The sequence below is a fragment of the Gardnerella bivia genome (genome assembly GCF_049262715.1).
Lineage (GTDB): Bacteria > Actinomycetota > Actinomycetes > Actinomycetales > Bifidobacteriaceae > Bifidobacterium > Bifidobacterium vaginale_A.
Genome location: NZ_CP058399.1, coordinates 1,497,434 through 1,523,422 on the forward strand (window position 1 = coordinate 1,497,434; position 25,989 = coordinate 1,523,422).

Below are 25,989 nucleotides of genomic sequence, written 5' to 3' on the forward strand. Positions count from 1 at the left end.
CTCAGGCAGGTCGTCAGCGCACACAAAACACAACCAAACCCCAAACCTATACCACACGAATCCGCTCTGCCTTCGTCTCTATTAACGAAGGCAGACCTCGCTTGCATTGAAAGCACACTGTGCTTTCAACCTTGAGCAAGCTCGGCGCTCCGAATTGCCTTCGCGCGCTAAATCGCAGCGCTCAGGCAGGTCGTCGCGCAACCCATCCATGACGAGCAAACGCACCAGAAACAGCGAACATTGAGAACAGCCCGATAGACAAGAACGTAAACATAACAGCCGACTGACCTCCAGTATGCGGCAAAGGCACCGGCTTAACAAAGGTTTCCAAATAGTATGTCGTAGTAAAGAATATCAAAGGCGACTTTGGATTACTAACAGGCACAGCATCATCACTATCGCCAAGTTCTCTCCATTCACAACCGCTTTTAGCTTGCTTCTTAAACAAGATTTTATAAGCATTGCCCTGTTCGCCAGCATCTCCTTCGATTCCTTCGATTTCTTTGCTTCCTTCATCACCGTCATCTGTTACAGATCGCGATTCTATTGCGGATTGCAATTCCTTTACACGCGATTTCAACTTTGCACTACGCGAATCAGAATCGTGTTCTTCACCTTCTCCAGTACTTTCACTTTCATCAGGATTTTCATCAGGATTTTCACCTTCACCTTCACCACCAGGTTCCTCACCACCAATAACTTCGCCCGATTGAGAATCTATAGCACTTCTAAACTTTGAAGCGAAACTATTTTTTACAATTCTGTACGCATAATCCTGCGATTTTTCATCCTGTTTCTTCTCTAAATTACTCGAATTATACAGTGCAGGAACATAGTAAGTATAAGTAGTGCCACCCGAATCTATATTGCAATCACATGTCATATTGTCATTTTTTATATCGCCAGGCTCCATCGGCTTAGCTTTAACAGGAATGTAGTATGCAATCTTTTTAAGATTATCATCGTTTGAAATTGTATCTAAAATCGTAACATTATTAGTTACGACTATATTATTACTGCGACCATTCTCATCGAGTGAGAATATGTCACCACTAGCAAAATGTTTTGCGATAGGATCATCATCAGGATTATTCTCAAAACCAATAGACTTCAAGTTATTCGCAATCAGCGTGCCTTTAAAACCCTCAAACATACTATCAACAGAAAAGTAATGTTTAGTTCCATCGTCATCCTTGTATACAGATTTACTCGACTTTGTAAAAATCTTATTGCTGAAATCTAATACAAGTTTATCGCCGCTTTGCGCTCCTACACCGGAAAACATTGAACTAAGATTCGTAACTTTTGAAATATCCCACTTGCTCAAATCCGCATCGCCAGTAAGTTTTTTGCAATCAGAAAACATGCTAGACATGTCCTTAACATTGCTAACATTCCAACCACTCAATGCACTTATATCAGTCAACTTATCGGTATCTTCAACAAAGCTGTGGCTGAACATTTCATGCATATTCGTAACATTGCTAACATTCCAATTTTGTAGACCTGAAAGATTACTTAATCCAATACACCCCTCGAACATGTCATGCATATCAGTAACATTGTCAACCTTCCATTTTGCTAAATCTGAAAGGCTACTTAAGCTCTTACAACCGCTGAACAGACTATTCATATCCGTAACATTGTCAACCTTCCAGTCTTTCAAATCACTAATGTTCGCCAGCAATTCACAACCACTAAACAGGCTAGACATGTTCGTAACATTGCCAACTTTTGTTGCCCAATTACTCAACTTCTCTGCACTAGTAAGCTTTTTACAATCCGCAAACATGCCATACATGTTCGTAACATTGCCAACATTCCAGTCTTTTAAATCTGAAAGGCTACTTAAGCTCTTACAACCGTTGAACATGTTATGCATATCCGTTACATTGTCAACATTCCAGTCTTTCAAATCACTAATACTATTCAAAAATTCACAACCACTGAACATGCCATACATATTCGTAACATTGCCAACCTTTGCTGCCCAATTACTCAATGCACTTATATTAGTCAATCCAGTTTTAGTGTCAGAGTCGGAATCAGCGCAACCGCTGAACATGCTATTCATATCCGTAACATTGCCAACATTCCAGTTTTCTAGACCAGAAAGATTACTTAATCCACTACAACCGTTGAACATGTCATGCATGTCAGTAACATTGTCAACCTTCCAGTTTGCTAGATCTGAAAGGCTACTTAAGCCCTTACAACCTTTAAACATGCCATCCATTTTCGTAACATTGCCAACATTCCAATCTTTTATATATGAAAGACTCGTTAAGCCACTACAACCGTTGAACATATCATGCATATTCTTAACATTGTCAACCTTCCAATCTTTCAAAGGCTCAATGCTACTAATATTGTTGCATCCATAGAACATTCTAAACGTGCTAGTTAATCTGCTTGTGCCACCGCCGTTTGTTGCCCAATTAGATAATTTATTGATATCAACAAGATTAAAGCAATTTGCAAACATGTCATCCATTGCCGTAACGTTACTGACATTCCAATCTTCTATGCCAACAGTATTTTGAATCTGTGTCTCCGCAAACATTGCCCTCATGCCTGTAACTTTACTTACATCCCACTTTTGAAACGCATTCAAATTTTTACCAATATTCATACAGTATCTGAACATGCTGTTCATTGACTCGACTTTTTTAGTTTTCCAGTTTCCCAAACCAGTAAAATCTTCTAGACTGCCACAACCCTCGAACATGCTATCCATATTCGTAACGTTACTAACATTCCAGTCTTTCAAAGGTTCAAGCGAAGTAATATTCATCAAACCTGCATATCCGGCTAGATTAAAACTATCACGTTTATCTTCGTCCGCAATAACAGCCGAGAACATGCTCTTCATGTTCGTAACACTGCCAACATTCCAATTAGCCAAATCACTAATATCACTTAAGCTCGTGCACCCCTCAAACATGCCCTCCATATTCGTAACCTTGCTCACATCCCAGCCACTCAAAAAACTAAAATCAGTTAATGAGGAATCCTTAAATAGATAGGACATGTCTGTAACGTTACTTACATCAAACCTGTCGTAGTTGCCAATGCTACTAATATTTTTCCCTGAAAAAAGACCTTCCTTACCTTTTGACAAACTCCCGTACGCATACACGAATGCACCAAAAAAATCAACTGAGCCATTTCCATCATTATTGAGCTTTGAAATTTCTCTTCGAATACTATCAAAATTAGTAGGTAGCCCATCAGCACTAATAGCACACGCGTTTCCAGAACCAGAGTTAGGGCGAAATATAATTGCATTACTGAAAAATCCACTTCCACGATAACCTACACAAGCAGGAAGTGCTTTAACTTTTTCTAGCGTTAATTTCTCAAGAGTATCTGCATCGCGATCTTGACTCTTAGCTTTTTTAGCGTCTTTGCTATCTTTTTTAGAAGCCTTGTCAGCATTTTTGTCAACATTTTTGTCAGATTTACCAGATTTTACAGCATCTTTATTGGCATCTTTGCCAGAACCTTTACCAGCAATTTTCCCGGCATCCTTGCCAGCATTGCTGTTATCTACAGACCCCCCATTAGGATTTTCACTATTCCCCTTACTACTTTTGTTGTCTACTCCTTCACTATCTTTAGCAGCTACCCCATTAGCTGCACTGTTACCTTCTTTTTTATTCCCATCTTTATAATTCTTATCCCCTTTATCCACTTCCTTAACATTTTCCCCTTTAACTCCCCCTTCACCTGACTTATTCTGACCTCTATTATTCTCAGCAACAGCAGATAATACAGCAGCAAACAATGGATTTTTCGTTACGTTTGCATAAGCAAGCCCCTGCAACACAGTTACGCTTAAAATAATAGAAACTACGCATGCAACGGCGCCGATTGCCGAAAGAATACGATGCTTCTTACTCCTCTTCATCAAACTACCTCTCAAATGTAAACAAATCCGCTACCGGCGTATAAACATGGCACAAAACGCATCTGTCAAGAAAGTTCACCGGCGAACACAACCTTTACACACTCTTCTTGTATTATACACTCACAAACATAAATCTGCATAGCGAAATTTATTCATGCAGCAATAAACATAGAAAACCAGACGCAGAAAATTTGAAAAAACATAGCGAATTAAACGTAGAGAACTAAACGAGAAAATTAAACCTAGAGAATTAAACATAACAATCGCATCTCCATTGATGCGTTTGTTACAAAAATAGAATAAAACGTAAAAATAGAATAAAAAATATACAAAACTGGGGCTGAAATCCACTATAGACTTTCAAATTTCACTATAAACTTGAAACTCAAGCTATGTGAACTCGATATATTCGATTTCACAAGCTAATCAAACAAGCTAAGAAATCTAAAAATCTACGCGAATTTCAACCCCAGTCTAGTAACTTAACTTACTTGCGATGAGCGCGATAGAAGCGAATCAAGCTCTGAGTAGAAGCATCCTGAGCTGCCAAAGCATCATCATCCTTAGAAATTGCAGGAGTAATTTGCTTTGCAAGCTGCTTGCCAAGCTCAACACCCCACTGATCATAGGAATCCAAGCCCCACACAGTGCCTTCAACGAAAGTGATGTGCTCGTAGAGAGCAATAAGTTCACCTAAGCTGAATGGAGTCAAAGCCTCACCGAAGATAGAAGTTGTTGGACGATTGCCGCTAAATACGCGAGCTGGAACAATCTCTTCTGGAGTTCCTTCAGCGCGAACTTCATCTGCAGTCTTACCGAAAGCAAGAGCCTTAGTCTGTGCAAGATAGTTGCCCAAGAATAGCTCATGTACGTCTTGATCGCCATCTTTAGTAGGATTTGGCGTATTCACGAAAGCAATGAAATCAGCTGGAATAAGCTGAGTACCCTGGTGAATCAACTGGTAGAAAGCGTGCTGACCGTTAGTTCCTGGCTCACCCCAGAAGATTTCACCTGTTTCACTTGTTACAGGAGTTCCATCCCAACGAACCGACTTACCATTAGATTCCATAGTGAGCTGCTGCAAATAAGCAGGGAAACGATGCAAGTACTGATCGTATGGAAGCACAGCGTGAGAAGCAACCTTATAGAAGTTGCGATACCAAACGTTGAGCATACCAAGAAGAACTACAACATTCTTCTCGAATGGGGTATCAACGAAGTAAGTGTCGATTGCATGGAAGCCATGCAAGAACTCCTCAAAGCGCTCAGGTCCAAGAACAACAGCCAAAGAAGTACCAACAGCGGAATCCACAGAGTAACGACCGCCAACCCAGCTCCAGAAACCGAAAGCGTTGGTTGGGTTAATTCCGAACTCTTCAACCTTCTCTAAGTTTGTGGAAACAGCTACGAAGTGCTTTGCAACAGCATCAGCCTTTTGAGCGTCACTTCCATCAATAGCACCGGACTCTTGAAGCTTGTTAAGCAACCAAGTACGAGCAGTGCGAGCGTTAGTTAAAGTTTCCAAAGTAGTGAAAGTCTTAGAAACAATGATGAAAAGCGTAGTTTCAGGATCCAAATCCTTAGTCTTTTCTGCCATATCGTTTGGATCAATATTAGAAACATAGCGAGCGCTAATACCAGCATCTGCATATGGCTTCAAAGCTTCGTAAACCATCACTGGACCTAAATCAGATCCACCGATACCAATGTTTACAACAGTCTTAATGTTCTTACCGGTAACACCTTTCCAAGCACCGGAACGAACTTCATTAGCAAAATCGTAAATGCGTCCTAATACTTCACGCACATCTGCAACAGTATCTTGACCGTCTACAATGAACTTACCTGAATCCTCAGCAGGACGGCGCAAAACAGTGTGTAATACAGCGCGATCTTCAGTATTGTTAATATGCACACCGGTATACATAGCCTTTGTGCGCTCATCAAGCTTTACAGCTTTTGCAAGATCAGCAAAAAGCTTAAGAGTTTCAGGCTTGATTAAATTCTTAGAAAGATCGAAGTGAAGATCTCCAGCTTCGAAGCTCAACTTATCCACGCGATTTGCATCCTCTGCAAACCACTTCTTCAGGCAGACGCCTTCAGACTGCAACTCGTCGTAATGCTTCTTTAATGCAGCCCATTCTGGGGTTTTTACGGCGTCAACTGGCGGATTGATGGCCATTTCAAGGTCCTTTCATATTTGATGAAGTGACGTGATGCTCGGTTTTATTCAACAGTTGAATAAGACGACTTCGCGCATTTCGCACATAACTCGACCGCCTACATCACTATCTTCCACCTCACAAGATACTCACAAAAGCGGACAGAGTTACACAAAATTCACACGCCACGCCAAGTAGACAAACTTTAAAAAATACAGTAAACTGTTTGATTCGTGCGCGAGTCGCGAATGCTTCTCGGGCAACTTGCCACTTTAGCTCAGTCGGTAGAGCGTCTCCCTCGTAATGAGAAGGTCGACAGTTCGATTCTGTCAAGTGGCTCTCAAATCCACTCGAGCATGTAAACAATTATTACATTCCTTGATTGGATTTATGCGCGAGTGGCGAAATGGTAGACGCGCAGGATTTAGGTTCCTGTGTCTTATGACATGTGGGTTCAAGTCCCATCCCGCGCACTTTTTGATTTCAGAAATTGAACTCAAACTTTTTGAATTTATTTAACGCTAAAAACTTTCTTACTTCGTAAAAACTTATTCAACGCTGAAAAACTTCTAACCACAATCAAAACTTCTAACCACAATCAAAGAATTTTCTTGATGCAAAATTAAATTGCAAATAATCTAAAAACATGGTTGGAGGACGCATCTTAAATTCAAGTGCACAAGAATTGGGGGCTTGTGCACAACACTCTCATACTCGCACACACGAACACACACACGAGTGCGAACATTCCCTCACACATGAGCACTCTCACATTTGCACACGCTACAGCGCAAACTCTCACACAAGCACAACAACAAGCATAAGCGCGCACTCTCACGCAAGCGCAAACGCGCACGAAAAACACACTCCCTCGCACTCTAAAAAACACCTAATTTGCACAAGTTTCAACGAGTATTCGCTATGCAATCGCACACATCAATGGTTTTGCGCAAACTGGTATTCTTTCTGGAAAGCTATAGAAACTTTGCTTTTCCCACGAGGTTGTGCAGGATGCAATAAGCCAGATGAAATTTTATGCAAAAATTGTTTAAATTTAATGAATCACGTGTACTCAAAAGATTTACCTGGAAGTGAATATAAAAAGTTATACGCTTGCAGTTTATACGAAGGACCAATTCGCACAGCCATACTTTCATGGAAAGATCACAACGATATTGAATGTGATACTCCATTTTCTAAAGTAATATCTTCTTTAACTTATACAGTGATTGCAAATCACAAACAGAAAGAAAACACTAAATACACAACTATAAGTGGAAATATTTCGCATTGTATTGATAGAAAATCAAATAAAACACTTCAAAATAACGACTCAGAAATCATTATCATTCCAATGCCATCTTCTAAAAAATCATTACACAATCGCGGAAGAAAACACATAATACCACTAGCAAAAGCAATAGAATCAACTCTTAACTGTCACAAAATAAAATCAAGAGTATGCTGTGCAATCCGCATGAATAAAAGCGTTAGTAATAAATCTGTTCAAACATCTGGAATTAAAGGACGGCTGGCGCGTAGTGCCAACGCTTTTATAGTTACAAAAAACTTAGTTGAAAATAGAAAAGTAATAATAGTTGACGATATAGTTACTACAGGATCTACTATGAGCAATTGCACAAATGCTTTAAAAAAATCAGGAGCAACAGTTATAGCAGGATTTGCATTGGCAATTACTACTTCAAAAATCCATTAGATTTTATAAGCTTCACTCTAATCATATCTAAACTGTGTTTGCAAAACGCATATAAGCTCATTTAATATTTTTCGCAATTCAAGCTTTTAAAATATAAATTTTTGTGTCATCATTTTCAAGATTAAAATTATATGCAATACTGAAATAGTTGCGTTATATCTAAAAGGGGGCATGCTGTGTTAGAAGCTATAGTGCATGATTGCAATGAATATCTTCTTGCTGAGCGCATAGCTCAATCATCGCTTATCGCGCTCGATTTAGATAATACTTTAGCGTGCTCAAGGCAACCAATGCTCCCAGATATGGCATCTATATTAAGCGATTTAATATGCGAAAAGCCGATAGCGATTATCACTGGCGGATGCATGAACTTAGTGAAAACTCAAATTTTGGACGTTCTTAATCCGTATACAAAATTGGAAAATTTACATATTATGCCAACGAATGGCACTAGATACTATCGCATTAAAAACAATGGAGAATTGCATTGTGTTTATGCTCACAATATTCCAGATGAAGACATCGATAAAATCATTAAAGTTATACGCGTTTGCGCTAAAAATCTAGGATTGTTAAAAGAACCTGGGGATTTAGATTTATGGGGCGAACAAATCGAAAATCGTGGAAGTCAAGTCACATTTTCAGCACTAGGACAAAATGCTCCAGCTTTTCGTAAAAAAGCTTGGGATCCTAACGGTGTTTTGAAAGCTAAATTAGCTAATGCTATTCGCGAAAACTTACCTGATTTTGCTGTTCGTCAAGGCGGAGATACAAGCGTAGATGTTTATTGCAAAGGCGATGATAAAGCTCACGCATTGACTACTCTTTCCAATATTTGTGGCATAGATGTGGAAGATACTGTATTTATTGGGGATCGGATGAGCGAAGGCGGAAACGACTACCCTACTGCTTTTACTGGCACTCTTGCAGTTGAAGTACAAAATCCTAAAGATACAGTTGAATTATGCAAGCGCGTATTGCGTGAGATCAGATTCGCCAATAATTAAACTTGTAAAAATCGTATAGGATTTTTACTAAGTAAGTTAAGTATAGATTGTGTACTAGTTAGGTGTGGGAAATACTTCGCGAACAATAAAAAGCGAAACGGTATTTAAAAAAGTTACACCTAATCCAAACTCTTTATAAAACTAAAGTAAGCTAAAATCTAAATCTTATTACTACAAGCAATAACATTTGAGAATGCGTAAAAAGTTGAAGCTCCTGTGAGGTAAGTATTTCCCACACCTCACAACAACAGTAAAATTTTGTAAGTAAATCTACAGCTTACTAAAGCAGCAGCCGCGCATTTTGAAAACTTTGCCTATAGCATAATTTACATTGGAAAATATGACAACTTTAATATGGGATCAACGCCGTTACAGAAACCGCCATGGACGCGGTATGCGCGCTCCTATGTTTGGCACTAGACTACCACGATATCGTACAGCGAGCGCAATGTTTGACTCTATGGTTGCTTCTCAAATACGTAGACTTAATTCAGCTTGGAGCGAGCTGACGCGCAACATTCAATTTGCTGTAGAGGACGTTCCGCCTTCTCAACCGCTTATTTGGGAAAGCAATAGGAGGATTTTATCTCAATGTTTTCCAGCAAGCCGCGGAATTAAAGCGCGAATTGTGTTATATCGACTCCCATTATGCAATCATGTAACAAGCAGAGCGGAACTAAATTATGCTATACGAGATGAGATAGTTCAACGCTTAGCTGAATTATACGGTAGAAGACCTGAAGAAATAGACCCAGATTGGGGAATGTAGTAAAAGAACATTACTTAACAACTCCTTGAGTTCGTGTAACTTTTACAGAAACTTGTTGAGGCTCTAAAGATTGTGATTTAATCCACGCAACAGACGCAAGATGAGCATCGTCTACTTCTTTTTTATGAAGACGAGCAGCAAAAGCAACATTCGATTTAGAATTGATTTCAAACATAACAGCATTTTCATCAATATCGTTTGCTTTCAATTCTAACGAACTATTAGCGCGAATATCTATAGTTTCATCTTTAAGCAAATCACCTTTATAATCAAAAGCTTTTAATTTCACAGATGTATTGTCTAAGCCAGAAGATGCTAAATACAGTGATGTTTCTTCAGGATTAACAGGAGTAACTATTGCTCTATATCCTTCGCCATTAACACGAGTAGCAAACGCTACATCTTCTTGACCGCCATCTGATTTACGATTTAATTCAACCATTGAAGCAATAGGATTATTTGAATCAAGTTTTAACGCGCTAACTTTATCTGGAACTTTTCCAAGATCTATTACCTTCAATTCTTGAGATTGTAAAGGCACAGTTTTAATAAATTTTGAACCCTCATCGTCCATCCAAGATATGTTTACATTACTTGATTTTCTAGACCAAATATATAGCTTTGCGTTATCTGACTGACTAACTCCAGGAATAATAGAAGATTTGCAATCAGATTCTAATGGTTGAATAATATCTACACCTTTAACTACTAAACCTTGCATTCTTCTATATTGCATAAACGAAGCAACGGGAGCTTGCTCGCTCAAGACTTGCACATATAAGCCTTTACTTAAACTCGCAGCAGCTGCAATATCAAACGTTGATTCACTATTAGCATCAACAGTAAAAGTACTTCCAGTAGATAACCCTAAAACGCTACTTCCATGTTCAACTGACCACATTCTGATTTGTACAATAGTAGGCTTAGCAGAGCTGTTTACTGAAACTAAACGAATTGAAGTACCAGCATCAACTTCAGGAACTAAAAATGTTTGGCTCCTAGATGGAATCACACACGATGATGCAGAAAGCCCACGCAAATCTCCATCACTTGCCCAAGAAGCAGACGAAGCAGAAAGTCCAGTTCCAGAATCTGATGCGGATAATTTTCCTTCTAAAACTTGAGAATCTTTATCAATTTTTTTATTCGCATAAAACACAACGCGAGCGCTATTATCAACACTAGAATCACTATTGTTGCTGTTTTCGGCATCAGAATCATCATTTAACTCTTCGCTAGAGCTAGAAGAAGAATCATCAGAATCATCACTATTAACACTAGAATCATCGTTATTAGAATTACTTTTATTATTTGCGACTTTTATACTATCAACAGCATGTAATTTATTAGCAAATTCTCCATTATCTCTAGCATTTCGAACAGTAGCATTGTGCATGTTTCCAAAAACACCGTATCTTGCATAAGAAGAAATATTTCCATCGGATTCGCGATACTGACTATCACCGTAATCAGATGATTCAGATATTGCTAATCTGGAAGGGCAAACCATTTTTAAATTCGTAGCGGTGACGCGCTGAGTTATTGAAGATGAAGGAGATAAAGCATCATCAACGAATTGAGTATAAAATGACTTGGTTGCGAAAATAACAGATATAGCTATAAAAATAATTGCACTTAAAGAAGCTAATAAAGTCACGAAAACATTATGCATATGACGTTTTCTTTGCTCTACTGTTTGTGCAATGTCAGCACTATGCTGACCAATATTTTGATGCGTTTCACTATTAGAATCTACAGCAGAATCTACAGCAGAATCTACAGCAGAATCCACAGCAGAATCAGTATTGCTATCACTATTACGCCAACTCATCAATACTCTCCTCCCTATTATCATCATTACGTTCTAAAACGTTATATTTGCCAAACCGAGGAACAGCAACTAAGCAATATAACAACAAAACTATTGCGCATACTAAAATCCATGAAACTCTCCACGCTAAAGGTCTCATTCGATAATAGAACGAAGATTTAGAAGTAACAGTAGCAGGATTATCAAAGCGACAATATGTGCCTTGCTTAGAAGTGACAACAAGCTGTGCAGATTCAGAAGCATTAACATTAGAAATAAGACGTTCAGTTGCAGCTTTATCTGCAAAAGTTTCACCATATATCAAAGAATTATATGGTGACTTTTTTGCTTTATATGAATCATTTACTATATAAATTCCGCCAAATCCAAATTGTTCTAGAGTTTCAATAGCTCCAGGATCAGCGTGAGAAATAAGCTTTGCAACAGCAGAAGAAAGTGCAACATCATTCCTAGACATTCCATAAAGCACATTACGCACACGTAAAGCTGGAGATTCATCAATAGCATCTCCTCTAGATGTACGCATAATAGCAATCTCAATATCTTTATCGCTAATAGCTCGAACAGCTAAAACTCTACGACTACTATCTTTATTTAAATAATCAGTCACTACCATTGGCAATCCATCACCACTGGCGGAAACTGAACTCAAAGGACCACTTAGAATAGCGAAAATTGCTAGAAGTATAGCCATAGCGAAAATTCCACAAGATAAAATCCCTCTAGCACAATAAGCAACTCTACTCAAAACTAAAGCAGCAGATTTACGCATAGCAGCACGCTTATCTACCCTAGTTTTATAAACTTCATTTCTATATTTTACTTTCAACGGCTCAAAACGACTTACAGCATGACCTGCAACCATGCATATGCATGCAAGCACACCACTAGCAGAAAGAACTACTCCAGGAAGAGCACTTCCTGCAACAGGACCTAATACATCAGAACTAACAACAACTCTTACAGAAATAAGCGAAAGAGCCATTCCAGATATAATAACTCCCCACATAACGCGAGATTGACGCAAAGAAAATGGTAAAGCAAGCGAAATAATAGCCATAACAACTGCAATTATTGCAAATACAATCATCAAAATACCGCGAAGTGAAAGTAATTGATTATTAGAAGAAACATAACCAACATTCATATTAAAAGTTCGCAATAATATTTCAATATACCCATCACTTCGAGGCGAACCTTGTATATTGCTATGCGCTAAAGCCATAGAACCAAATATTTGACGCCACATTCCAGCATTGAAATACCTAACGACGCTACCTAAAGTTGGCAAACACACTAGAATCGAAGGTATCGGCATAAGAACAAGCATTGCTCTATGTGAACGAACCATTACGATAGCAATCACGAAAATAACTAATAAAGCAAGTAATAATTGTGGCTCAGCTGCAACAGCAGGCATAAAGCATAAAGCAGCACACGCTGCAGATTGCGTAGAAGGAACAGGCTTAACAGGATCTTCTGTAACATACATTCCAACTGCTCTGAAAGAGAACGCTAATGCTGCAGGCAAAAACACCATTACAACAAGCATAGGAATATCACCACGAGCAAATAATCCGAATGCCATTGCAAGCACTGACCAGCAAATTCCAGAACATACACGTATAGAATCAGATCTTGTAAATACTCCAGCAAAAGCCCAGAAGCTTAAAAGCATTAAAGGAGCTGACAAGAAGAACAAGAAAGTGACTGCTAAAGCAGGATTTCCGCCAAAAATAGCAGATGCAATCGACCACATTAACAATAATGGAGCAGGCGGCAAAGCAGGGCCAAAACCATTATCTGGAACCCAAGACCCTATTGCAGCATTCCATAATTGACCAATGCTTGATCCAGTAGGAACCCACTGTTGAGCGTAAATCGTTGAGCCTTCAAGAATCTCTCGCCATGAACTACCATAGAACACAAATGTTGCACACAAGGCAACCATTGCAGCTACTAACGCAGCGCTCCAACGCAATAATATTCTTCTATGAAGATGCTTCCTAGCAAGCGGTCCTAGCAAAATCCCATGCTTTTGAGATTTATAAGCAGCACAACGATCTTTCCACTTAGCAATCTGTTTACGGTTTGCAACAAGAGCGTTCAAATTTTTTATGGATACTCTAGTAGCTCTTACAACACGAAGTCTAGCAAAAATAGCTTTAGGTAATTGTAGTATTGCAGACCACGGAAGCCATAAGTGCACTAAAGCAGTATAAGGTTGTTTAACAAATAGAGATTGCAACGCCATAACAAGCGAAACTGGAATACTTATAAGCCAAATAATAGGCCATAAAACAAGACGAATATCCGTATAAAGATATCTTTGCAAAGCTTTAAGAGATAAAGCTATGCTGTGAACCATACCCGATTTTTCTTCCGCTAGAGCATCACCGGAACGAGTACGTATACCTTCAAATCGCGCTCGCCTATGAGCAATACGAGCAGAAGGAACTACAACAACTCTGCCACCATTCAAACATACTCTACGACAAAAATCGCGAGATTCTCCAAAAGTTGTCATCCAAGGTTGAACTCCATGCATGGATTGCCATGTTCCTAAAGGAATAAGAGCTCCTGCAAAAGAAACACTGAACACATCTTTGCGATTATCGTATTGTTCTTGATCTAACTCTCCTTCAACAGTTAAAGAATGCAAACGATGATGCCACGAATACATTCCAACATTGTGTAAGATTTTTCCTTCCCAATCAACTTGTTTTGCTCCTAAAACAGATGCCGTTGGAGTGTTACGCCATGTTTCTCTCAAAGATTCTAAACAACTAGAATCAGCTGGGCGAGAATCGTCATGTAAAAGCCACATTGCTTTTATTCCATTACACGGCATAAGTTGATGTAAAGCTTTATCAATAGCATTACCAAAAGAATGTGCTGAAACTACAGGAAGTATGATTACATTGATTTTTTTATAATTATCTTCGCTTAAACGCTTATATATATAAGAATCATTGGAATCAGCAGAATCGATTAAATTATTAGAATTTCTAGAAGATGCAAAATTTTTCTCAATAACATCATCTAGCGCACTAGTAACGCAATTAACGTTTATATACGAACGTTTAATATCTTTAACACGGCGAGCGCAATCAACAATCACAATTGTGCCAGGAAGTATACTTTGATCGGCAACAGCTTTAAGCGTTTCCTTGTAAAATCGTGTATCTATTTCAATACACATCATTGCCATAATAGATGAGTCTACATCTCTTGGCCTAGCATTCTTAAGATTTGCAAAGGCATGAAGAACTTCATGTTGAAACTTATCTACATCAGCAATTATTGAATCCATAGTTACAGTGTACGCAAGGGGTAGGTAACTACAAATAAAACGCTCATAAAACGCTCATAAAATCTTATTAAATATCAATAGAACACTCAATAAAACACTTAATAAACACTTAATAAATAATCGTAAATCTAAAATAATCTAAATAAAATCACAAAATGTTACATAAAAATCAACATAAACACTATAATTTAGTAAATAATCTCAATAGATTGCATTATAGTTATGTACATTGTATCTAATTGTTATTGAGCATTAAATACTATGTATAACGATACGCAAAATATACTTTAGACCATGTTTTCTTAAGATATGGTTTTTTGAAAGAAGGTATACATGGTGACTTCACGCCACCCTCAAAACTATGAGAGGAACGAGAGCATTTCAAGATTCCGTTCTCCAAGACATAGTCTTGATTTTAATGTCAACAATCGCTTGCGAAAAATAATATGCATGAGCATTGTTGCAATATTGACCTTCTTCTCAACAATTGCAACCGCAGTATGGTCAGACTTTAGCACGACTATAAGCAATAGATCTATAAAAGTAATTCATAATCCTGGAAGCAAAAAAGCTGAAGAACCTGTTGATCCTAATGCTGGAAAACCTATAAACTTCCTTCTTCTTGGACAAGACACTCGCGAAGGCAAAAATAATAATTTTGCACATGATGGCGAAGAAAACCACCAATCAGATACTGCAATGGTTGTACAAATTAGCGCAGATCGTTCTTATGTTAATTTAGTTTCTATTCCAAGAGATTCTATAGTAAACGCGCCTGGATGCAACACTTCCAGAGGATACGTTCCAGCTCGAAGAAACGTGATGTTTAATTCAATATTCGCTGCTGGATATTCTCGCGGAAGAGATTTAGCATCAGCAGCAAGCTGCTCTTTGAAAGCCGTCAATACTCTTACTGGACTTAACATTGATAACTTTATTGTGGCTGATTTCAACGGTTTGAGCGAAATGATTAACGCAATTGGTGGCGTTACACTATGTATTCCTGCTAATACGCATGACCGTTACACTGGAATCACTTTAAAGCGCGGATTACAACATCTCGATGGCGTTACAGCAACTCAATACGCTAGAATGCGACACGATACTGCAAGCGATGGCTCTGATATTATGCGCACAACGCGTCAGCAATACTTAGTAAAACAATTAGTACATCAAGCTTTATCTAAGAATTTATTTACTCAATCAGGGCAACTATATCAACTCGCTAAATCTGCTTTAAATTCTTTGAATATCAGTTCAGGACTTGCAAATCCTGCTACCTTAGTTGGAATAGCAGTAAGCTTAAGACACTTGGATACTTCAAAGATATACGCTAGAACAATACCGATTACAACTGATCCTACAAATCCTAATCGCGTTGTATGGGATTACTCTGCAGAAAACATATGGCAAGCAATGCGCGAAAATAAGCCTATTATAGAAAATGCAAATTCTTCTGCATCGCCTAAGCGCAAAGGAAAGTCACAAAAACGTAAAAACGTTAATAGCAACAATTCTTCTAACAAAAACTCATCTTCTAGCGAAAATGCAAAAGATGAAAGCAACTCTTCACAAGAATCTCAATATGGAAAAGTAGATCCTAATACAGGCTTAGCAAAAGATAGATTAGGAAGACTAGTAGATCCTAATACAGGCGGAATTGTAAATCAAAAAGATGGAACTATACGAGATCCTTCTACTGGATACTATATGGGTATTGCAGATAAATATTTGAACAATACTATATGCGCTGTGCCAAAATCATAAGTTTGACATTTATAGAGTAACGTTCTAGTAAAAGTAGATGCATATAATTCTAGAAGTTAGCATAGCTTTTTTATAAGAATTAAAGGGGCATATAATGAGTGACAAAAGTTCAGATGACGCTTATAAAAGTGAGCAGAATCCGAGTTTTCCACCATCGTATAAGCCTAGCTCTAAAAGACATACTTCTAAATCAGGCTATGATAACGGCTATGATAACACTGTGCTGCCGCAATTTTCTCCACAAAATGTTAAGCAAAGATCTTCTAAAAGACATAATGCAAACAGCATAAAAGCAAGCGCATACCAAAATTCAAATGAACTAAATGCTAATATTCCGCCTAGCTTTGCTCCAAACTCTACTAAACGTAAAACATCTTCGTCTAGTAATGTGATAAGTACATCAAATTACGAAAACGCTTCGAGTAATAGCGCTTATGCTAGCACGCAAAATTCAAGCACAAATAATGCAAATAATGCAAATATTTCAAGAAATAATTCAGATTCATATATTTACGAAAATAGTACTAACAATAACAGCAATCACAAAAAACGTAAAAAACATTATGTGCTTATAACAATATCTTTATTACTTTCAATACTGCTTATTGTTGCAGCTATATTAGGCTTTAACGCATACCATTTCGTTGAATCCAACATGAAAAAAACTGCATGGACTACAAATACTCCAGACACTCAAGAAAAAACATGGCTTATATTAGGTTCTGACCAGCGCGAAGGAGCAGAAGCTAAAGAAATTACTGGATTTAGAATGGACACTATTCTAGTTTTAACAAAGCCTGTGAACGGACACAGCTCACTAATATCAATACCAAGAGATTCGTTAGTTTCTATAAATAATAGAAGAATGAAAATAAACTCTGTTGCACAAATATTTGGCAAACCTGCACTAACAAAAGTAGTAGAAAGTATTACAGGTCATCATATTGATCATGTTGCAGAAATTAGATTTGAAGGATTAACTAGAGTAGTTGATTCAATGGACGGCGTTGAGCTTTGTTACAATCGCACTGTTAAAGATAGATTTAGCGGACTCGATTGGAAAGCTGGATGCCATCATTCAAATGGAGCTACAGCATTAGCTTTTGCGAGAATGCGACATGGCGATCCAGAGTCTGATTTTGGACGCGCGAAAAGACAACGAATGGTAATTTCTGCAATAATAAAGAAAGCTTCATCAAAAGACACTCTAACTAACTTTGATAAAGTTAAAAAACTTTCTCAAGCAGGACTTAATTCTATAATATTTGACGAAAATTCAACTCCAATGTCTTTAATAGATATGGCGCTCGCGTTTAAAGATGCAACAGGAGCTGACGGAATATCTGGAACCGTTTACTGGACGAATCCAAATTATATTATTCGAGGAATCGGATCGTCTGTATTGTTAGACGATTCGAAGAATATTGAATTATTTAATCAACTATCTGCAGGAACTCATGCTCCAGGAAGCGTTGGTACGCTTGCAGAAATGACACATTAAATAGTCAACTTGTTGTGCTCAAACGCGCTAAGAAGAAAATTGTGTGTTAGTAAATAATTACTAACACATGTGTAGCCACTAAACAAATGTATAGTTACTGAATAGAACTATGTGTTATAGACAAAAATGTAGTTCAATGAACAAAATATAGGTTATGCTAACTTCTGACCACATAAACATATTTTTCTTGCTTTTAAGAGAGCTCAACGCAATCATAGTTTTATGAAAACTAGCACACAACGAGCACTTATAAAAATGCAAATAATAGCGAGCATTATGCCAATTATTGCAAATATAACTATAGTTGTTATATCTTTCATACAACACCAATGGATGATGATTGCTATGATAATACCAAGCACAATGATGTATCTCGCTAACATTATTCCGCAGCTAATACAACAACATGCATCAATTGATAAAAATATTACATTTATTGATTCACTCAAAAATAAAAGCGAACGCGAAGAAAGTGATTCTAACGGCAGTAAATCCTGTGTAAGCTATTGCAAAATAAGCAATTTGAAAGCAAATAATACTAATTATGCTAATAGTTTTGCAAGCTCAAAAAGCTCTGAATTAGTCACAAAATCCAATGAATCTGTACAATACAACAGCGCTAACAGCAGCAGTGCTAACAACGACAAACTCGAAAATAATCCTGACAATATAAATCCAATAATTTTAGAAAAAATATTATTAAATAATAAAAGCAATGCTACAAGTAATTTTCATAACAAAAATATTGCTTTAATCATGCCTCCTTGGAGAGAAATAGTAAGACAATGGCTTCTTTCACTTAATTCCACAAATACTAAATATCAGAGCAGCTACAACACACCACAAGCGCAAACACAAGCTAAATCTATGCAAAGGCAACTTATAGCTACAATCGGAGTCAAAAATTGCGGATACATGAATATTGATTTAGTTAAAAATGGACCGCACGCTTTAGTTGCAGGCACAACAGGATCTGGAAAATCAATTTTACTAACAACATGGTGTTTATCTCTAGCTTTCAAATATCCGCCAAGCGTATTGAGATTCGTGTTTATGGATTTTAAAGGAGGAGCAACTTTCGATTCCTTAGCGAATCTTCCACATAGCATTGGAAATGTTGGAGATTTGAATCTTAAACATGCAACTAGAGCATTACAAGGATTAGAACAAGAGTTAGATAGACGAGAAAGACTAGTAGCTCAACAAGGATGCAACAATATTACTCAAGTAAAACCTTATGAACCTTCTATAGTTATTGTTATAGACGAATTTCACGCATTAAAAGATCAACTTCCGCACTATATGAACAGGCTCATACGAATTGCTTCAGTTGGAAGATCTTTAGGAATGCATATTATTGCTTGCACGCAAAATCCTTTAGGACAAGTTAATGCAGATATGAAAGCAAACATGTCTATTAACTTATGCTTACGAGTAAGAGATGCCTTACAATCTCACGAATTATTAGGATCTTCGTGTGCAGCATACATAAATCCACAATATCCTGGTGGAGCATATTGCAATATTGGAGAAGGGATAATAGCAATGAGATGCGCTCCAATAGCAAATATTGAAACTTTTATAAAAGGAATCTTACTCGCAGGAAAATTTTATAATTTCACTCAAGCAAAACAATTATTTAGCGCACCTTTACAATCATTCGTTACTGAAAAACAATTAAAAAAATACAGTGTACAAAACGAAATTTCTACATTAAATGGAAACTCTATAAGAATAGGATTATTGGATGATGGCATAAATTTATACTCAGCTCTTTTACCGTTAAACATTGGAAACATAGCGATTATCGGATCACACGGTCGCGGAAAAACTAATGCGCTTAAACTTATTGCTAAATTATTAAATGAACCTATGCAAGATGGTCATTATGAGCAAAATACAGCTTCTACTATTATTGTTGATAATGCTGATTGCCTCATAGAACCATTAAGCAATAATCCAAATGCATTAAAATTCCAAAAAGAATTAACTTCTTCAAACACAGTTATTTTTAGCGTTAAAACAGTTAGAGGATTGCGATTACCTGATCAAGCTCCAGTTCGCATAATATTTCCAACTGGAGATTCAGGAACAGATACAATGCTTGGAATACCTACAAAAATACAACAATCTTTATGCGCTGACGACTATAATACTTCAGGGCGCGCTATTCTAATCTATTCTGGAAACGCTTATTTAATTCAATTAGCTTATTGTGAAAATACTTAAATAGCTATTCGCGTGAATTTAATATTCGCGTGAATTTAATATTCTACAACTTGAGCTTACAGTCACGAAATAAAACACCTCACAAATAAATTCATATTTAACTAAAGTTTGCAAAACTCTTGAAAAAAATGATTATTCATGATTTCCTTACATACGGGGGATTTTTTACTCTTTTAGATAGCGAGGTTTACTCACACATGAGCAATTTGTTTAATTGGCGTACAAAAGCAGCCTGCAGAGATAAAGACCCAGAGCTGTTTTTCCCAGTTGGTAACACAGGGCTTTCATACCAGCAAATTGAGGAAGCAAAGTCCGTATGCCGCTCATGCAAAGTATCTGACTCATGCTTAAGGTGCGCGTTAGAAACAAACCAAGATTATGGAATTTGGGGCGGATTGAGCGAAGAAGAACGCAGATCGCTCAAAAGACGCGCAATGCGAGCGCGCAGACATCACGAATCAGACTTATAAAGCTTAAAGGTTACATAACCCCTGGAACGCGAAGTTTAATATCTAGCACTACTCGAGTGCCACCTTCATGACGTTGCTCCCAGCGAACCGTTCCTCCAAAATCATTTGTAACAAAAGTATTTATAAGCTGAGTGCCTAATCCAGATCCTGAAGAACGCGCCATGCCGTGAGAAGACTCGCTATCGATTCCATCTCCATCGTCTTCAACCATAATATTCAGGTTATCTCCTCCGCGACCGACTGAAATCTTAATATGACCTGATTCTTTATCTTCAAAACCATGTTCAACAGCGTTAGTAACTAATTCAGTAAGAACCAAAGATAAAGGCGTTGCATCTTGAGCTGCTAACATTCCGAATTTACCAACGAAGTCAATGCTAATCTTTTGATTTTGGGAAGCTAATTCTATAGACATTTTAAGCAAACTAGAAATAACTTTATCAAAATCAACAACTTCGTCTGCAGTTTGACTTAAACCTTCATGCACAAGAGCAATAGTTTGAACTCTTCTTTGTGCTTCTTCCAACTCTTTACGAACTTCAGAAGACTTAGTTTTACGCGCTTGCAAACGCAAAAGCGCTGAAACAGCTTGAAGATTATTTTTCACACGATGATGAATTTCTGAAATAGTAGCATTCTTTGTTTGCAATTCTTGTTCGCGGCGAAGAACCTCTGTAACATCGCGACATAATATTACAGCACCAGTTCTTTCACTAGGACCATAAAGAGGCAAAGAGCGCATAGACACAATAGAATGATTTGCTTCAAGCTCACAATCAATATCTGCTTTACCACTTAAAACAAGCGGTAAGCTTTCTGGCACAGCATCGTTTACATGTAAAAGCCTAGTACCAAATTCGCTTAAATATTCGCCAGTCATAGTATTTAATCCACCAAGACGGCGGAAGCAACTAATAGCGTTAGGAGAAGCATATCGAACAATTCCATTTGCTTCTAAGACAATAAATCCGTCAGCAACTCTAGCATTATGACGCTGATTCAACACAGAATCATGATATGGAAATTGACTACGTGGAATCATGTCGAAAAGCGTTTTGCCAGCGTTAATACTTTCTGTTTCATATCTGCCGTTAGATTCGCGAGTTGCTAAGTTAGTTTCTCGCAAAACAAGACCTAAAGTTTTACCATTATGACGAATAGGAGCATAAACATTACATACAGTTGCTCTTCCAACAGAGCGAAGAACAGAAGAATGGAAACTTGTTTCTGACTTCATAGCCTCAGAAAGCTCATCGTGCATAGATATGTCTAACTTTTCACCAAGTAAATCTTCAGTTCTAAGAGTGATTGCTGTAGAAGGACGGCACTGTTCAGCAACAACATAATCACCATCTCCGTTTTGAATGACTAATAGAAGATCTGCAAAACTTAAGTCAGCTATAACTTGCCAATCTGCAACTAAATGATGAAGCCATTCGCGATCACTATCGTCAAAATCTGGACGTGTAGCAAGAATATGAGAAAAATCAGCCATATGACAATCATATATCTAAGACACAAGAAATAACGATGCGGTATGTTGTTTACAAACACAGTATGTTGTTTACAAGCACAGTATGTTGCTTACAGGCGCTATATGTTCTTTACAAACACAGTATGTTGTTTACAATCTCTGCATACGGTATTTTGTTTACGATCGCTGTATGCTGTTTACAAATAAAACCGCTCCCCCACGTATTGTGAAGAAGCGGTTTAATTGCTTCAATATGAAATTATTCTTCTAATGAAGCTTCTAATGAAGCTTCTAATGACGCTAAACTACAAAGTTTAGAAACCAAACTTTGCAGCAGTTTCGCGCAAAGTTTCAGCAGAACGCTTCAAAGCTGCTAACTCGCGATCAGAAACTGGAGTATTAAGACGAGAATTCACGCCATTACGATTCAACAAAGTTGGAACAGACATGCAAACGTCTGAAATTCCATGGAAATCGTCAAGTAACGAAGAAACTGGCAAAATACGATTAGTATCTCTAAGCACAGCTTCAACAATATCTACGCCAGACATAGCAATAGCATAGTTCGTTGCGCCCTTACCATTGATAATCTTGTAAGCAGCATTAACGACTTCTTGATGAATCTCTTCACGCTTTTGAGCATCCAATGGCTCATGACCAGGAAGAGCATTCCAATCACACATTGGAACACCACCGATAGTTGCAGAAGCCCAAAGTGGAACTTCTGAATCGCCATGCTCGCCGGCAATATAAGCGTGAACATTCTTAACATTAACACCTGTATGCTGAGCAATAAGGAAGCGAAGACGAGCAGAATCAAGATTTGTACCAGAACCGAACATTTGATTTGCAGGAAGTCCAGAAAGCTTCATGCAAACATGAGTCACAACGTCAACAGGATTAGTGATTAACATGTAGATAGCATTAGGAGCAACTTTTACAACATTAGGAATTATAGACTTCATAATGTTAATGGTTGCACCTGCAAGATCCAAGCGAGTCTGACCAGGCTTCTGACGAGCACCAGCGGTAATAACCACCATGTCTGCATCACGGCAAATTTCAACATCGTCCGAACCGGCAATAGATACTGCAGGATAGAAGCTAGAACCGTGTTGCATATCTAACACTTCAGCCTCTACACGTTCTTTAGCAATATCTTCAAGCACAATTTCACGGGCAACACCACGCTGAGCGGCAGCGAAGGCGAGCGTAGAACCGACTGCACCAGCACCAATAATCGCCAGCTTTGTTGGCTTAACCTGCGAATTTACCATGCGAAACAACCTCTTTTCAACAACCTATTACAACTTTCATAATGTATTTGAAACATGCTAATAATGCATGAAACACAATATTTTTATGAAGTGTAGCTCTTTTATAAGAGCCTGTGGGTATGAACACTTTTACTCTAATCGCACCACCGGAATTTGTAAAAACAAATCAAGCTCTTAATTTAATAAACCAAACTTTTAAAACTTTCACAAAGATACTTTCATAAGTTTTGCAGCTAAAGAATCATTAACATACGCAACTAGAGAAACTCCGTCATCTTCATAATCAATTTTTTCTACTACACCATTTTCACGAACTTGAGAAAGCAAAGCACACTCTGTGTAAGGCAACTTAACATTAACTTGCACTTTTGGCGAAGGCAATAGATACTCAATTCTTTGACGAAGTCGAAGAATATTATCTCCAGAAACAGCAGAAACAATAAGAGAATCCGGATATAATTTTTCTAAACGCTCTCTCTTAGCTTCACTCATACAATCAGACTTATTAAATACAAGCAATTGCGTAATATCTTCTACTCCATCAATTGAACTTAAAACTTCGTTCACTGCTTCAATTTGAGATACAGGGTCAGGATGAGAACCATCAACAACATGTAAAATCACATCAGCTTGACTCACCTCTTCTAGCGTAGATTTGAATGCTTCTACTAGCTGAGTAGGAAGTCTACGAACAAATCCTACGGTATCTACGAGAGTATAACTACGACCGTCTTTACTACGATTGCGGCGAACAGCAGTATCCAACGTAGCAAATAAAGCGTTTTCAACTAGTTCTTCTGAACCAGTAATTTTGTTAATAATGGAAGATTTTCCAGCGTTAGTGTATCCAACAACAGCAACAGTCGGTATATTTTGACGTCTACGAGATCCACGTTTAACATCTCGAGCTGGAGCCATATGTTCAATATCTTTTCGCAATTTAGAAATACGATTCCTAATAGCACGCCGATCCATTTCAATTTTTGTTTCACCAGGACCTCTTGAACCGATTCCAGCATCTCCTGCAGCTCTACCTCCAGCCTGCCTAGAAAGAGCAGCGCCCCAACCTCTAAGTCTAGGAAGCATATATTGCAATTGTGCTAGTTCAACTTGAGCTTTACCTTCACGACTCGTAGCATGCTGAGCAAAAATATCTAAAATCACAGCAGTTCTGTCAACAACTTTAACTTTAGTAGCATCTTCTAAAGCTCTGCGCTGACTTGGTGGCAAATCATCATCAACTATGATTGTATCCGCATCATTTAGCGAAACTACTTGCGCAAGCTCTCTAGCTTTTCCAGAACCAACATAAGTAGCAGCATCAGGCTTATATCTTTGCTGCAATAAACCATCACAAACAACTGCACCAGCTGTTTGAGCTAAAGCTGCAAGTTCTCTTAATGACTCTTCCGCTTGAGAAAGAGTGCTATTTGCACTTGACCAAACGCCTACTAGCACAACACGCTCAAGACGAAGTTTTCTATATTCAACTTCAGTAACATCTTGCAACTCACCGAGTCCTGCAACTCGTTTTAACGCATTATGTGATTCACGATTCTGCCAAGCTTCATCATGTTTCTCTTTAGAAGAAGACGAATCAAGTAGGACTTCTGAATGCTCTGAAAGAAACGCATTTGAATTACTAAAACTAGAATTACTCTCGCTATTAGCATTAAAATCTACCATTTGTCCCCTACTCTAGTTTGACGCAACTAGCATTTTACAACGTTTGTTTTATTATTGTGATTTGAGAAGACATAATAAAACTTGAATATAATAAAGCAAAATAAACAACAAGAAAAACAGAATAAAACGGAAATAAAACAGTAATAAAACAGAAAAAAGTGTAAAACGGATTGCAACTAACAACAATGATTAAGAACCAAAATAAAAACCAAAATCAGAACAATAATCAGAACAACACTAAAACAGTTAATAGCAAAAGTGGAGAGCAATATTTTTATGCATCTCCATCATCAAAAGACGAACGCCATACGTTGCATGTGAATTTGCGCGGTCATGACGTAAACGTGCAAGTTTCTAATGGCGTTTTTAGCTCATCTAGATTAGATTTAGGCACATCAGTATTGCTCAAGCACGCGCCTAAACCTCCAGAAAATGGCGTATTCCTTGATATTGGATGCGGATGGGGTCCTATTGCTCTTTCACTCGGATTAGAATCTGAAAACGCTGAAATTTTTGCAATTGACGTAAACGAGCGCGCTATTGAACTTAGTGAAGTAAACGCAAAAAACGCTGGGCTTAAAAATATTCACACTGAGATTGCACAAAATGCGCTTGAAAATGAAAAATTGGAGCATATAGACCTAATATGGTCTAATCCGCCTATTCGCGTTGGAAAAGAAGTACTACATGAAATACTTCTTACTTGGATTCCTCGTCTAAATGTAAAAGGAAAAGCTTATCTAGTTGTTCAAAAAAATCTTGGAGCAGATTCTCTTATACCATGGCTAGCTAAAAATCTTGGAGATAATTTTAACGTTATGAAATTCGCAAGCTCAAAAGGTTACAGAGTAATAGAAATAGTTAGAAACAATTAGA

15 protein-coding genes and 2 tRNA genes are annotated in these 25,989 nt (G+C 37.8%); 10 read left to right on the forward strand and 7 right to left on the reverse strand.

What is annotated here, in order from left to right; translation table 11 throughout:
* Window positions 1–181: 181 nt before the first annotated feature.
* Both HXT27_RS05890 and pgi read right to left on the reverse strand, forming a co-directional pair.
* Window positions 182–3,910, reverse strand: coding sequence for a DUF285 domain-containing protein (locus HXT27_RS05890; protein WP_233186098.1), 3,729 nt, complete (start codon window positions 3,908–3,910; stop codon window positions 182–184).
* A 487-nt stretch (window positions 3,911–4,397) separates the two neighbouring features.
* Window positions 4,398–6,092, reverse strand: a complete 1,695-nt coding sequence (pgi, locus tag HXT27_RS05895; RefSeq protein ID WP_103043138.1) for a glucose-6-phosphate isomerase — start codon at window positions 6,090–6,092, stop codon at window positions 4,398–4,400.
* 246 nt (window positions 6,093–6,338) lie between these two features.
* Between pgi and HXT27_RS05900 the strand changes: the two genes are divergently transcribed.
* From HXT27_RS05900 to HXT27_RS05920, 5 genes are all read left to right on the forward strand, one after another.
* A tRNA-Thr gene (locus HXT27_RS05900) sits at window positions 6,339–6,411 on the forward strand.
* A 53-nt stretch (window positions 6,412–6,464) separates the two neighbouring features.
* Window positions 6,465–6,545 (forward strand) — tRNA-Leu (locus tag HXT27_RS05905).
* 584 nt (window positions 6,546–7,129) lie between these two features.
* Window positions 7,130–7,789 (forward strand): ComF family protein, encoded by a 660-nt coding sequence (locus HXT27_RS05910; RefSeq protein ID WP_158245135.1) that lies wholly within the window; start codon window positions 7,130–7,132, stop codon window positions 7,787–7,789.
* A 176-nt stretch (window positions 7,790–7,965) separates the two neighbouring features.
* Window positions 7,966–8,796, forward strand: a complete 831-nt coding sequence (locus HXT27_RS05915; RefSeq protein ID WP_103043140.1) for an HAD hydrolase family protein — start codon at window positions 7,966–7,968, stop codon at window positions 8,794–8,796.
* 340 nt (window positions 8,797–9,136) lie between these two features.
* Entirely contained in the window at window positions 9,137–9,565 is a 429-nt protein-coding gene (locus tag HXT27_RS05920) for a metallopeptidase family protein (protein WP_103043141.1), read from the forward strand.
* A 10-nt stretch (window positions 9,566–9,575) separates the two neighbouring features.
* On the opposite strand, the gene HXT27_RS05925 is transcribed toward HXT27_RS05920, so the two are convergent.
* Entirely contained in the window at window positions 9,576–11,396 is a 1,821-nt protein-coding gene (locus tag HXT27_RS05925) for a DUF5719 family protein (RefSeq protein WP_103043142.1), read from the reverse strand.
* Window positions 11,383–14,709 (reverse strand): glycosyltransferase family 2 protein, encoded by a 3,327-nt coding sequence (locus tag HXT27_RS05930; RefSeq protein ID WP_103043143.1) that lies wholly within the window; start codon window positions 14,707–14,709, stop codon window positions 11,383–11,385. Before HXT27_RS05930 ends, HXT27_RS05925 begins: the two co-directional genes overlap by 14 nt.
* A gap of 333 nt (window positions 14,710–15,042) precedes the next feature.
* On the opposite strand from HXT27_RS05930, the gene HXT27_RS05935 reads away from it, so the two are divergent.
* The 4 genes from HXT27_RS05935 to HXT27_RS05950 all read left to right on the forward strand — a co-directional run bounded on the left by HXT27_RS05935 (window position 15,043) and on the right by HXT27_RS05950 (window position 20,676).
* Window positions 15,043–16,476 (forward strand): LCP family protein, encoded by a 1,434-nt coding sequence (locus tag HXT27_RS05935; RefSeq protein ID WP_103043144.1) that lies wholly within the window; start codon window positions 15,043–15,045, stop codon window positions 16,474–16,476.
* Between the two features lie 94 nt (window positions 16,477–16,570).
* Window positions 16,571–17,977 (forward strand): LCP family protein, encoded by a 1,407-nt coding sequence (locus HXT27_RS05940; protein WP_103043145.1) that lies wholly within the window; start codon window positions 16,571–16,573, stop codon window positions 17,975–17,977.
* A 276-nt stretch (window positions 17,978–18,253) separates the two neighbouring features.
* Window positions 18,254–20,206, forward strand: coding sequence for an FtsK/SpoIIIE domain-containing protein (locus HXT27_RS05945; protein ID WP_103043290.1), 1,953 nt, complete (start codon window positions 18,254–18,256; stop codon window positions 20,204–20,206).
* 197 nt (window positions 20,207–20,403) lie between these two features.
* On the forward strand, window positions 20,404–20,676 hold the full coding sequence (locus HXT27_RS05950; protein WP_075523438.1) for a WhiB family transcriptional regulator: 273 nt from the start codon (window positions 20,404–20,406) through the stop codon (window positions 20,674–20,676).
* 10 nt (window positions 20,677–20,686) lie between these two features.
* Here the strand turns inward: HXT27_RS05950 and HXT27_RS05955 are convergent, their stop codons facing one another.
* From HXT27_RS05955 to hflX, 3 genes are all read right to left on the reverse strand, one after another.
* Entirely contained in the window at window positions 20,687–22,171 is a 1,485-nt protein-coding gene (locus HXT27_RS05955; RefSeq protein ID WP_075523439.1) for a sensor histidine kinase, read from the reverse strand.
* 293 nt (window positions 22,172–22,464) lie between these two features.
* Window positions 22,465–23,427: an L-lactate dehydrogenase gene (locus tag HXT27_RS05960; protein WP_075523440.1), complete on the reverse strand. Its 963-nt coding sequence runs from the start codon at window positions 23,425–23,427 to the stop codon at window positions 22,465–22,467.
* Window positions 23,428–23,631: 204 nt separating this feature from the next.
* Window positions 23,632–25,113 carry a GTPase HflX gene (gene hflX / locus HXT27_RS05965; protein WP_103043146.1) on the reverse strand — a complete coding sequence of 494 codons (1,482 nt, stop codon included), beginning with the start codon at window positions 25,111–25,113 and terminating at the stop codon, window positions 23,632–23,634.
* A 185-nt stretch (window positions 25,114–25,298) separates the two neighbouring features.
* Between hflX and HXT27_RS05970 the strand changes: the two genes are divergently transcribed.
* Complete coding sequence (locus HXT27_RS05970) at window positions 25,299–25,988, forward strand: class I SAM-dependent methyltransferase (RefSeq protein ID WP_103043147.1); 690 nt, start codon at window positions 25,299–25,301, stop codon at window positions 25,986–25,988.
* Window position 25,989: the final 1 nt, after the last annotated feature.

Coding starts and splice junctions, on each gene's coding strand:
- HXT27_RS05890 (WP_233186098.1), bottom strand. CDS start 3,910: ATGAAGAGGAGTAAGAAGCATCGTATTCTTTCGGCAATCGGCGCCGTT.
- pgi (WP_103043138.1), bottom strand. CDS start 6,092: ATGGCCATCAATCCGCCAGTTGACGCCGTAAAAACCCCAGAATGGGCT.
- HXT27_RS05910 (WP_158245135.1), top strand. CDS start 7,130: ATGAATCACGTGTACTCAAAAGATTTACCTGGAAGTGAATATAAAAAG.
- HXT27_RS05920 (WP_103043141.1), top strand. CDS start 9,137: ATGACAACTTTAATATGGGATCAACGCCGTTACAGAAACCGCCATGGA.
- HXT27_RS05925 (WP_103043142.1), bottom strand. CDS start 11,396: ATGAGTTGGCGTAATAGTGATAGCAATACTGATTCTGCTGTGGATTCT.
- HXT27_RS05930 (WP_103043143.1), bottom strand. CDS start 14,709: ATGGATTCAATAATTGCTGATGTAGATAAGTTTCAACATGAAGTTCTT.
- HXT27_RS05935 (WP_103043144.1), top strand. CDS start 15,043: ATGGTGACTTCACGCCACCCTCAAAACTATGAGAGGAACGAGAGCATT.
- HXT27_RS05940 (WP_103043145.1), top strand. CDS start 16,571: ATGAGTGACAAAAGTTCAGATGACGCTTATAAAAGTGAGCAGAATCCG.
- HXT27_RS05945 (WP_103043290.1), top strand. CDS start 18,254: ATGCCAATTATTGCAAATATAACTATAGTTGTTATATCTTTCATACAA.
- HXT27_RS05950 (WP_075523438.1), top strand. CDS start 20,404: ATGAGCAATTTGTTTAATTGGCGTACAAAAGCAGCCTGCAGAGATAAA.
- HXT27_RS05955 (WP_075523439.1), bottom strand. CDS start 22,171: ATGGCTGATTTTTCTCATATTCTTGCTACACGTCCAGATTTTGACGAT.
- HXT27_RS05960 (WP_075523440.1), bottom strand. CDS start 23,427: ATGGTAAATTCGCAGGTTAAGCCAACAAAGCTGGCGATTATTGGTGCT.
- hflX (WP_103043146.1), bottom strand. CDS start 25,113: ATGGTAGATTTTAATGCTAATAGCGAGAGTAATTCTAGTTTTAGTAAT.
- HXT27_RS05970 (WP_103043147.1), top strand. CDS start 25,299: ATGATTAAGAACCAAAATAAAAACCAAAATCAGAACAATAATCAGAAC.